The sequence below is a fragment of the Pseudomonas entomophila genome (genome assembly GCF_029478665.1).
Lineage (GTDB): Bacteria > Pseudomonadota > Gammaproteobacteria > Pseudomonadales > Pseudomonadaceae > Aquipseudomonas > Aquipseudomonas entomophila_F.
Genome location: NZ_JARPQB010000019.1, coordinates 64,684 through 74,370, shown reverse-complemented (window position 1 = coordinate 74,370; position 9,687 = coordinate 64,684). Strand labels below are relative to the sequence as shown.

9 protein-coding genes and 1 pseudogene are annotated in these 9,687 nt (G+C 64.1%); 3 read left to right on the top strand and 7 right to left on the bottom strand.

The features are described 5' to 3' along the window. Positions 1-108: pseudogene (locus P5705_RS12060) on the bottom strand (KPN_02809 family neutral zinc metallopeptidase); the annotation flags it as partial. Positions 109-307: 199 nt separating this feature from the next. Here P5705_RS12060 and pcaH point away from each other — a divergent pair. Together pcaH and pcaG are read left to right on the top strand one after the other, a co-directional pair. After that, positions 308-1,027: a protocatechuate 3,4-dioxygenase subunit beta gene (pcaH, locus tag P5705_RS12055; RefSeq protein WP_277461088.1), complete on the top strand. Its 720-nt coding sequence runs from the start codon at positions 308-310 to the stop codon at positions 1,025-1,027. A gap of 11 nt (positions 1,028-1,038) precedes the next feature. Next, the gene (gene pcaG / locus P5705_RS12050; protein ID WP_277461087.1) at positions 1,039-1,644 is read left to right on the top strand and encodes a protocatechuate 3,4-dioxygenase subunit alpha; all 606 of its coding nucleotides are present in this window, start codon (positions 1,039-1,041) and stop codon (positions 1,642-1,644) included. A 72-nt stretch (positions 1,645-1,716) separates the two neighbouring features. Here the strand turns inward: pcaG and P5705_RS12045 are convergent, their stop codons facing one another. From P5705_RS12045 to P5705_RS12020, 6 genes are all read right to left on the bottom strand, one after another. Next, positions 1,717-2,310, bottom strand: a complete 594-nt coding sequence (locus tag P5705_RS12045; RefSeq protein WP_277461086.1) for a cupin domain-containing protein — start codon at positions 2,308-2,310, stop codon at positions 1,717-1,719. A gap of 246 nt (positions 2,311-2,556) precedes the next feature. After that, a complete protein-coding gene (locus P5705_RS12040) occupies positions 2,557-2,994 on the bottom strand; it encodes a cupin domain-containing protein (RefSeq protein ID WP_277461085.1) in 438 nt (145 codons plus the stop codon). Between the two features lie 106 nt (positions 2,995-3,100). Next, positions 3,101-4,003, bottom strand: a complete 903-nt coding sequence (locus P5705_RS12035; protein ID WP_277461083.1) for a LysR family transcriptional regulator — start codon at positions 4,001-4,003, stop codon at positions 3,101-3,103. Between the two features lie 58 nt (positions 4,004-4,061). Further along, positions 4,062-5,147 carry a tRNA (uridine(54)-C5)-methyltransferase TrmA gene (trmA, locus tag P5705_RS12030; protein ID WP_277461082.1) on the bottom strand — a complete coding sequence of 362 codons (1,086 nt, stop codon included), beginning with the start codon at positions 5,145-5,147 and terminating at the stop codon, positions 4,062-4,064. Next, positions 5,144-6,439: an NCS2 family permease gene (locus tag P5705_RS12025; RefSeq protein WP_277461081.1), complete on the bottom strand. Its 1,296-nt coding sequence runs from the start codon at positions 6,437-6,439 to the stop codon at positions 5,144-5,146. Before P5705_RS12025 ends, trmA begins: the two co-directional genes overlap by 4 nt. A gap of 241 nt (positions 6,440-6,680) precedes the next feature. After that, the gene (locus P5705_RS12020; protein ID WP_277461080.1) at positions 6,681-7,907 is read right to left on the bottom strand and encodes an MFS transporter; all 1,227 of its coding nucleotides are present in this window, start codon (positions 7,905-7,907) and stop codon (positions 6,681-6,683) included. 343 nt (positions 7,908-8,250) lie between these two features. On the opposite strand from P5705_RS12020, the gene P5705_RS12015 reads away from it, so the two are divergent. Beyond that, a complete protein-coding gene (locus P5705_RS12015; protein ID WP_277461079.1) occupies positions 8,251-9,687 on the top strand; it encodes a cytochrome ubiquinol oxidase subunit I in 1,437 nt (478 codons plus the stop codon).

Sequence of the window (9,687 nt, the reverse complement as noted above, 5' to 3'; positions counted from 1 at the left end):
GCCCAGCCCCAGGCCCTTGCCGCCCCCGAAGCGCATCCCGCCGCCGCCGCCCCCTTCGCCGCGGGCATCGACCACGTTGTCGCTGCGTCGACCTTTTCGCCATTCCATGTACTGCTCTCCGGTTTGTGAAACATGAAGTCAAAGATTAGCCCAGCGCCGCACAGGCTGGTGCTTTGCATGATCAGGCATAACCAAATGGTTATGCCTGTGACCATCAAATTCAATATTCATCACCACGAGCCTATCGGAAACTGCAAGTCCGCCTGTCACGCCCAGGCGCTCGACAATTCCAAGAGAGGACATCGGCATGCCCGCCCAGGACACCAGCCGCTTCGTGATCCGTGATCGCAACTGGCACCCCAAGGCCTTCACCCCCGACTACAAGACCTCGGTGGCGCGTTCCCCGCGCCAGGCGCTGGTCAGCATCCCGCAGTCGATCAGTGAAACCACCGGCCCGGACTTTTCCCACCTGCGCTTCGGCGAGCATGACCACGACCTGCTGCTGAACTTCAATCACGGTGGCCTGCCGGTGGGCGAGCGCATCATCGTGGCCGGGCGGGTGGTCGACCAGTACGGCAAGCCCGTCCCCCATACCCTGGTGGAAATGTGGCAGGCCAACGCCGGTGGCCGCTATCGGCACAAGAACGATCGCTACCTGGCCCCGCTGGACCCTAACTTCGGCGGCGTTGGCCGTTGCCTGACCGACCGCGACGGCTACTACAGCTTCCGCACTATCAAGCCCGGCCCATACCCGTGGCGCAACGGCCCCAACGACTGGCGCCCCGCGCATATCCACTTCTCGATCAGCGGGCCGTCGATCGCCACCAAGCTGATCACTCAGTTGTACTTCGAGGGTGATCCGTTGATTCCGCTGTGCCCGATCGTCAAGTCGATCGCCAACCCCGCCGCGGTCGAGCGGCTGATCGCCAAGCTCGACATGAGCAACGCCAACCCGATGGATTGCCTGGCCTACCGCTTCGACATCGTCTTGCGCGGTCAGCGCCAGACCCACTTCGAAAACCGTTGAGGAGTTCCGCCATGCCTATCGAATTGCTGCCGGAAACGCCCTCGCAGACCGCCGGCCCCTACGTGCACATCGGTCTGGCCCTGGAGGCTGCCGGCAATCCCACCCGCGACCAGGAAGTCTGGAACCGCCTGGCCAAGCCTGATGCACCAGGCGAGCACATCGTGCTGATTGGCCAGGTTTACGACGGTAACGGCCATCTGGTGCGTGATTCGTTCCTGGAGGTGTGGCAGGCCGATGCCGATGGCCTCTACCAGGACGCGTACAGCCACGAGAGCGCTTTCAACAGCTTCGGTCGTACCGCCACCACGTTTGATGCAGGAGAGTGGACCCTGCACACGGTCAAGCCGGGCGTGGTGAGCAACGCCGCGGGCGTGCCCATGGCGCCTCACGTCAACATCTGCCTGTTCGCCCGGGGGATCAACATCCACCTGCACACACGGTTGTACTTCGACGATGAGGGCGAGGCGAACGCCATATGCCCGGTGCTCAACCTGATCGAGCAGCCACAGCGGCGGGAGACGTTGATCGCCCGGCGATGCGAGGTAGAGGGGAAGACGGCGTATCGGTTCGATATCCGTATTCAGGGGGAAGGGGAGACGGTGTTCTTCGACTTCTGAAGGCGACCGCAGGCCTGGGCGCCTCGCGACACCAAGCTACTGCGCCATGGCAGCGCTTGGTGCCACAGGTGTTCACGGCTTGGACGATGACGTTGGGGGCGGCGCCAGCATGTCAAACGCGTCACTTTGAAATTGGAACAGCACGCAGTCAACGGGCGTGGGCTGTTCACGGGTAGGGCCCTTGCAGCCGCTTTCATGTACGCGCCTGGCCGGCAGCAGGTAGTAATCGCCCGGCCCGTACTCGTCTCTTCTGCCATCGATCACTGTGTAGAAGGTGCCCTGGTGCACAAACGTCGGCAGCGCATCGCTATGGATATGCAGTCCGTTATCGGTACCTGCCTTGAAGCGCACGAGGGCGACGTAGCATCCCGTGCCCCTTGGCCTCCACGGGGTGCTGGCATTTCCTGTGATCTTGGCGCCCAGGTCGCCGTTGAGATTTTTATACGTGACCCTGCCATTGGAAGCAGGGACAGGGCGCCAGCCGATATCTGACAGGCCTGCTGTTTGCCTGATCAGTGGCAGGGCAGACAGGTTACAGGTATCAGTTGATGCCGTCAGAGTATTCAAGTTGGTCGTCGGGGGACTTGCGCCTGCCTCCGGGGAGTGCGTGCATGCTGTCAAGGACGTGAAGATGGCGAATGCCAGGAGAACGGTAGATGAATGCATGGCCTGACTCCTTGAGTTGTGGGTATTAGCAGGTACTTGACTGCTGTGTTGGCCCAACGCCGAAGGGGTAGGTCTTGGGATATCACCATCCTGGGCCAAGAAAGCCTGTATCTTGCAATGCACGGCGCGCCGCCAATTGCTGGGCAGCGCGCTGGCTTGCGAGTAGAAGATTAACGACCGAACGGGCGGCAGTCTCCTGGTAGAAATGACAGGGTGGTCGCGCCCTGTCTTGTCGCGGTTTGATTTTTATGACTTGACCGGCACCAGGTCGAACTTGTCGGCCTGGTACTGGAACAGCAGGCAATCGTCGGCGACGGTGCAGCCGCTCTCGTGTACCAGCTTGGATGGCAGCTTGTAGTAGGCGCCAGTTGGGAACTCGGTGCGCTTACCGTCGATTACGGCGTAGAAGGTGCCCTTGAGCACGAGGGTTGGCAGGGATTCGGTATGCTGGTGCAGCCCGTTGTCGGTGCCCTTCTTGAATTTCACGTAGGCCGAGTAGGGGCCCTGGCCGAAAATGTCGCCTTCAACATTGGCATGGCTGACCTTGCCTTGGGTGCCGGCGACGTCCTGCCATTTCAGCGTGGCGCTGTCGGGCACCGAGATCAGTGACTCGGCGTGAGCATGGGCAGTGAGGGCAAGGGTGCCCAGGGTGATGCTGGCAATGAAGATGTGCAGTGCTTTCATGGAAATGGCTCCTTCGCCAATCAATCTGAGTGGGCGAAGGTTAAATAAACTTTTCTCGCACAAAAATAGCGCCTGCCAGCCATGATTTGTGCATTAAGTGCACAGATCAGTTTTCCCAGCGCGGCGTCGCATAGTGGCTTTGCACATAATCGAGGAAAGCCCGTACCTTCGGTGCCAGGTAGCGGCTTTGCGGATAGACGGCGTAGAGGTTGCGCGATGGTAATTGCCAATCGACGAGCACGCGGGCTAGCCGGCCATCGCCCAGTGCGTCATGCACGATGAAACGGTCGAAACTGGCGATACCCAGCCCGCCGATGGCAGCCGCGCGCAAGGCCATCGGCGAGTTGGCGCTCAGGCGTTGCGGCATGAGTATCTCCTGCTGCTCAGTGGCGCGGCTGAGGTGCAGGCGCTGTGGATGCTGCAAGCGGTTGTAGCCCAGCAGCGGGTGACGGGCCAGGGCCTCGGGCGTGCCGGGCAGCCCATGCCGTTCGAGGTAGGCGGGCGCCGCCACCAGCACCACCTCGCTGGTCGCCAGGCGGCGCGCGATCAGGCTGGAGTCGGGGAGGTGATCGGTCACCCGCAGGCAGACATCGACGTCCTCCTCGAGCAAGTCGACGAAGCGGTCGGTGCAGTTGAGTTCGATCTGCAAGCGTTCGTGGCGCTCGACAAAGTCCGGCAGCCAGCGGCCCATCTCCAGCTCGCCGAACGCGGTGGCCACGCTTAGGCGCAAGGTGCCGGTGGGTTGTTGCTGGTGTTCGGACAGCTCCAGGCTCATCGCCTGCATCTGTTCGAGGATCTGCACGCAATGGCGATAGAACAGCGCGCCGGCTTCGGTCAGTTGCAGGCGTCGGGTGGTGCGGTTGAGCAGTTGCGTGCCGAGGTGGCGTTCTAGGTTCTTGACCTGGCGCGACAGCACGGTGTGGGATAGCCCCGCCTGCGTGGCGGCGGCGCTGAAACTGCCGAGGTCGACGACCCGGCGGAAGGTCTGCATGGCGCTCAACTGGTCCATCGGCACATCACTCCTTGCAGCGAGCGGCGGGGCCGTTGCGGCCCCGCCCGGTCGCGGGTCAGCGCCGAACCAGCAGCACCCCGCTTTCCATGTGGTGGGTGTAGGGGAACTGGTCGAACAGGGCGCAGCGTTCGATGCGGTGGGTATCCTGCAGCTGGGCGATGTTCTGCGCCAGGGTCTCCGGGTTGCAGGAAATGTACAGGATGCGCTCGAAGCGGCGGGTCAGTTCGCAGGTGTCCGGGTCCATGCCGGCGCGCGGTGGGTCGACGAACACGGTGCCGAAGTCGTAGCTTTTCAGGTCGATGCCTTCCAGGCGGCGGAACGGGCGAACCTCGTTCAGCGCCTGGGTCAGCTCTTCGGCCGACAGGCGCACCAGGCGCACGTTGTCGATGCCGTTCTCGTCGAGGTTGTGCAGGGCGGCGTTGACCGAGGTCTTGCTGATCTCGGTGGCCAGCACCTGGCGCGCACGGGTGGCCAGTGGCAGGGTGAAGTTGCCGTTGCCGCAGTACAGCTCGAGCAGGTCGTCGCTACGCTCGCCCATGGCCTCGAAGGCCCAGCCGAGCATCTTCTGGTTCACCGCGCCGTTGGGCTGGGTGAAGGCGCCTTCGGGCTGGCGATAGCTGAAGGTGCGGCCGGCGATGTCGAGATTCTCCACCGCGTAGTCACGGCCGATCACCACGCGCTTGCCTTTCGAGCGGCCGATCACGCTGACGTTCAGGTCGCTGGCCAGTTGCTGCGCGGCAGCTTCCCAGGCGTCGTCCAGCGGCCGGTGGTAGCACAGGGTGATCATCGCGTCACCGGCCAGGGTGGTGAGGAACTCCACCTGGAACAGGCGGTTGTTCAGGTCCTCGTTGCCCTGCCAGGCGGCTTTCAGGCGCGGCATCAGCTCGTTGATGCGCTGGCTGGCAATGGGGAAGTCGTCGATCAGGATTGCCTTGTGCTTTTCGCCCGGGGCGAACATCGCATAGTGGCGCTGGCCACCCTCGCGCCACAGGCGAAACTCGGCGCGCAGGCGGTAGTGTTCGCGCGGCGAGTCGAACACTGCCGGCTCCGGCGCGCCGAACGGTGCCAGCAGCTCGCGCAGGCGGGCGGCCTTGGCCGCCAGCTGCGCGTCGTATTGCGAGGGATCGAAGACAGCACTCATGCGTTGAACCAGCCCAGCTTGATGACGAACAGGATCGACAGGATCACCAGCGCCGGGTTCAGGTCGCGGTGACGACCGGAGATCAGCTTGATGGCGGTCCAGGCGATGAAACCGAAGGCGATGCCGTTGGCGATCGAGTAGGTCAGCGGCATGGCCAGGGCGGTCACCACCACCGGCGCGGCTTCGGTGACGTCGTCCCAGTTGATCTCGGCCAGGCCCGAGGCCATCAGCACGGCGACGAACAGCAGCGCCGGGGCGGTGGCGAAGGCCGGCACGCTACCCGCCAGCGGGGCGAAGAACAGTGCCAGCAGGAACAGGATCGCGACCACGATGGCGGTCAGGCCGGTGCGGCCACCGGCGCTCACGCCTGCGGCCGATTCGATGTAGCTGGTGGTGGTCGAGGTGCCCAGCAGCGAGCCGGCCATGGCGGCGGTGCTGTCGGCGATCAGGGCGCGGCCCATTTTCGGCATGTGGCCGTCCTTGCCCATCAGGCCGGCGCGCTTGGCCACGCCGATCAGGGTGCCGGAGTTGTCGAACAGGTCGACGAACAGGAAGGCGAAGATCACGCTGATCAGGCCCACGTCGAGGGCGCCGGCGATGTCCAGTTGCAGGAAGGTCGGGGCCAGCGACGGTGGCATCGACACCACGCCATTGAACGGGGTGACGCCCAGGGCGATCGAGGCGATGGTCACGGCCAGGATGCCGATCAGCACCGCGCCACGCACCTTCAGCGCCTCGAGGGCGACGATCAGGAAGAAGCCCAGGGTGGCGAGGATCGGCGCCGGTTGCTTGAGGTCGCCCAGGCCCACCAGGGTTGCCGGGTTATCGACGACGATGCCGGCGTTATGCAGGGCGATCAGCGCCAGGAACAGGCCGATACCGGCGGCGATGGCCGAGCGCAGCGGCAGCGGGATGCTGTTCACGATCCACTCGCGGATGCGGAAGATCGACAGCAGGAAGAACAGCACCGCGGAGAGGAACACCGCGCCCAGGGCCACCTGCCAGGTGTGGCCCATGTGCAGGACCACGGTGTAGGTGAAGAAGGCGTTCAGGCCCATGCCCGGCGCCAGGGCGATCGGGTAGTTGGCGATGATGCCCATGGTCACCGAGCCGATGGCCGCGGCCAGGCAGGTGGCGACGAAGATCGCGCCCTTGTCCATGCCGGTCTCGCCGAGGATGCTCGGGTTGACGAACAGGATGTAGGCCATGGCCAGGAAGGTGGTGACGCCCGCGAGAATCTCGGTGCGCACGTTGGTGTTGTGTGCTCTTAGTTGAAACAGCCTTTCCAGCATGCCTGCTCCCCAGGGCGCCCTCGCGCCGTGAATGTATCGACCCCAACAGCAAAGCACAGACCGTACCGGATGCCGTGGTTTTGTGTGGGGCGGAAAAAAGCCGCGCATCATACCAGCATGGATGGCGGGGGCCTATGGCCATTCGGGAGGCGGGGTTCGCACATGGCCTGTAGGAGCCAGCCTTGCCGGCGAAGGGCATTGCACATGTCGGCGGGAAAAGCTTCGCCAGCAAGGCTGGCTCCTACGGGCGGCCTTCATGCATACGGTCGCGATGGGTCAGCGTCGGGAACAGTTTCATCCACACCCCGGTCACCACCAGGGTGCCCACGCCACCGAGCACCACCGCCGGCACTGTGCCAAACCAGTGCGCGGTAACGCCCGATTCGAACTCGCCGAGCTGGTTCGAGGCACCGATGAACAGCCCGTTCACCGCGCTCACCCGGCCGCGCATCTCGTCCGGCGTCTCCAACTGCACGAAGGCGCTGCGGATGACCATGCTGATCATGTCCGCCGCGCCCAGCACCACCAGTACCGCCAGGGAGAACCAGAAGGAGGTCGAGAGGCCGAAGGCGATGGTCGCCACGCCGAACACGCCCACCGCGGTGAACATGGTCAGCCCCACCTTGCGCTCCACCGGGAAGCGCGCCAGCCACAGCGACATCAGCAACGCACCGACGGCGGGCGCCGAGCGCAGCAGGCCCAGGCCCCAGGCACCGGTGAGCAGGATGTCCTTGGCGAACACCGGCAGCAGCGCGGTGGCGCCACCCAGCAGCACGGCGAACAGATCGAGGGAGATGGCGCCGAGGATGTCCGGGCGGCTGCGGATGAAGCGGATCCCGGCCAGCAGCGAGTCGAGGCTGGCGCGGCCGCGTTGCGGGAGCTGCTGACGGGCGTCCAGGTTCAGGGTGAGCAGGCAGGCGATGACATACAGGGCAACGGTCGGGCCGTACACCCAGGTGCTGCCGAAGGCATACAGCAGTCCACCCACCGCTGGAGCGACGATGGTCGCCGCCTGCGATGCCGAGGCCGAGGCCGCCACCGCGCGGGGGAACAGCCCGGGCGGCACCACGTTGGGCAACAGGGCCTGGGTCGCTGGCATCTCGAACGAACGGGCGGCCCCCAGCAGGAAGGCCAGCACGAAGATCAACTCGCGGCTGACGTTGTCGGTAAAACTGCCCAGGGCCAGCACCAGGGCGATCAGCGCCTGCAGGGTCTGGCACAGGGCGGCGACCTTGCGCCGGTCGTATTGGTCAGCGACGTGACCGGTGTGCAGCATGAACAGCACGCGGGGGGCGAACTCGACCAGGCCGACCAGGCCCAGATCGAGCACATTGCCGGTCAGTTGGTAGAGGTGCCAGCCGATGGCCACGGTGAGCATCTGGAAACCACTGGCGGTGAATACACGGGCCAGCCAGAAGGCGATGAAAGGGCGGTGATGACGCAGCAATTGTGGGGCGGAATCGGACATCGGGGAGCCTGCGGCCTCGGTGCTGGAGGGGGCAGAAGCGTAACATCTGTTTGTAACAAATGGTTGCTGAAAGCCGCGTGGATCAACTCCCCAGGCATCGCAAAAGAGGGTGAGACATCGGGTCACGCGGCAATCAACCACACATCCGGATAGGTCATTCAGGACTATGCTTCCAAACAGTCGTTGATCTGGATCAATCGTTCCAGAAGCAACGATTTGGCCTTCGGGCCGGAATCCCTGCGATCGAACAGAACAAGAAGAACAGGCCACACTCGACACCCGTGGGGGCAGTGGGCGACGGGGCCATGGGCCCGGCCGCCGGATTATCTGAAGAGGAAGCACCATGTTCGGATTAGAAGCCTTAGAGCTCGCCCGAATCCAGTTTGCCTTTACCGTGTCCTTTCACATCCTGTTCCCGGCCATCACCATTGGCCTGGCGAGCTACCTGGCAGTCCTCGAAGGTCTTTGGCTGAAGACCGGCGACAACACCTACCGTGACCTCTACCACTTCTGGTCGAAGATCTTCGCCGTCAACTTCGGCATGGGCGTGGTCTCCGGCCTGGTCATGGCCTATCAGTTCGGTACGAACTGGAGCCAGTTCTCCGATTTCGCCGGTTCCATCACCGGCCCGTTGCTCACCTACGAGGTGCTGACCGCCTTCTTCCTCGAGGCCGGTTTCCTCGGTGTCATGCTGTTCGGCTGGAACCGTGTCGGCCGCGGCCTGCACTTCTTCGCCACCTGCATGGTGGCGCTTGGCACGCTGGTGTCGACGTTCTGGATCCTCGCTTCCAACAGCTGGATGCAGACCCCCCAGGGCTACGAGATCGTCAATGGCCAGGTGATCCCGGTGGACTGGTTCGCCGTGATCTTCAACCCGTCGTTCCCCTATCGCCTGATGCACATGGCCACCGCGGCCTTCGTCGCCACCGCGTTCTTCGTCGGTTCGTCGGCGGCCTGGCACCTGCTGCGCGGGCGTGACAACCCGGCGGTGCGCAAGATGCTGTCGATGGCCATGTGGATGGCGCTGATCGTCGCGCCGGTGCAGGCGGTGATCGGTGACTTCCATGGCCTCAACACCCTCAAGCACCAGCCGGTGAAGATCGCGGCCATCGAAGGCCACTGGGAGAACAAACCCGGCGAGCCGACCCCGCTGATCCTGTTCGGCATCCCCGACATGAAAGCCGAGACCACGCGCTTCAAAGTCGAGATCCCGGCGCTGGGCAGCCTGATCCTCACCCACAGCCTGGACAAGCAAGTCCCGGCGATGAAGGAATTCCCACCTGAGGACCGGCCCAACTCCACCATCGTGTTCTGGTCGTTCAGGGTCATGGTCGGGCTGGGCATGCTGATGATCCTGGTCGGCCTGTGGAGCCTGTGGCTGCGCAAGCGCGGCACGCTGTACAGCTCTCGGCCGTTCCTCTACCTCACCCTGTGGATGGGGCCATCGGGGCTGATCGCCATCCTCGCCGGCTGGTTCACCACCGAGGTTGGCCGCCAGCCATGGGTGGTCTATGGGTTGATGCGCACCGCCGATGGGGTATCCAACCATAGCTATGCGCAGCTGGGCTTCACCCTGGTGATGTTCGTGGTGGTCTACTTCGCCCTGTTCGGCACCGGCATCGGCTACATGATGCGCCTGGTGCGCAAAGGGCCGAAAACCGGCGAAGGCGAGGAGCACACCCCGGGTGGCCCTGGCCAGCAACGCACGCCGGCGCGACCGTTGTCCGCCGCCGATGAAGGCCACGAGGCCGACTCCACCAGCCTGAGCAAGGGGAACTGA

What these genes read in the sequence shown, in the direction of transcription:
- pcaG (WP_277461087.1), top strand. Translation starts at nt 1,039, where the DNA reads ATGCCTATCGAATTGCTGCCGGAAACGCCCTCGCAGACCGCCGGCCCC.
- P5705_RS12035 (WP_277461083.1), bottom strand. Translation starts at nt 4,003, where the DNA reads ATGGACCAGTTGAGCGCCATGCAGACCTTCCGCCGGGTCGTCGACCTC.
- trmA (WP_277461082.1), bottom strand. Translation starts at nt 5,147, where the DNA reads ATGAGTGCTGTCTTCGATCCCTCGCAATACGACGCGCAGCTGGCGGCC.
- P5705_RS12040 (WP_277461085.1), bottom strand. Translation starts at nt 2,994, where the DNA reads ATGAAAGCACTGCACATCTTCATTGCCAGCATCACCCTGGGCACCCTT.
- pcaH (WP_277461088.1), top strand. Translation starts at nt 308, where the DNA reads ATGCCCGCCCAGGACACCAGCCGCTTCGTGATCCGTGATCGCAACTGG.
- P5705_RS12025 (WP_277461081.1), bottom strand. Translation starts at nt 6,439, where the DNA reads ATGCTGGAAAGGCTGTTTCAACTAAGAGCACACAACACCAACGTGCGC.
- P5705_RS12015 (WP_277461079.1), top strand. Translation starts at nt 8,251, where the DNA reads ATGTTCGGATTAGAAGCCTTAGAGCTCGCCCGAATCCAGTTTGCCTTT.
- P5705_RS12045 (WP_277461086.1), bottom strand. Translation starts at nt 2,310, where the DNA reads ATGCATTCATCTACCGTTCTCCTGGCATTCGCCATCTTCACGTCCTTG.
- P5705_RS12020 (WP_277461080.1), bottom strand. Translation starts at nt 7,907, where the DNA reads ATGTCCGATTCCGCCCCACAATTGCTGCGTCATCACCGCCCTTTCATC.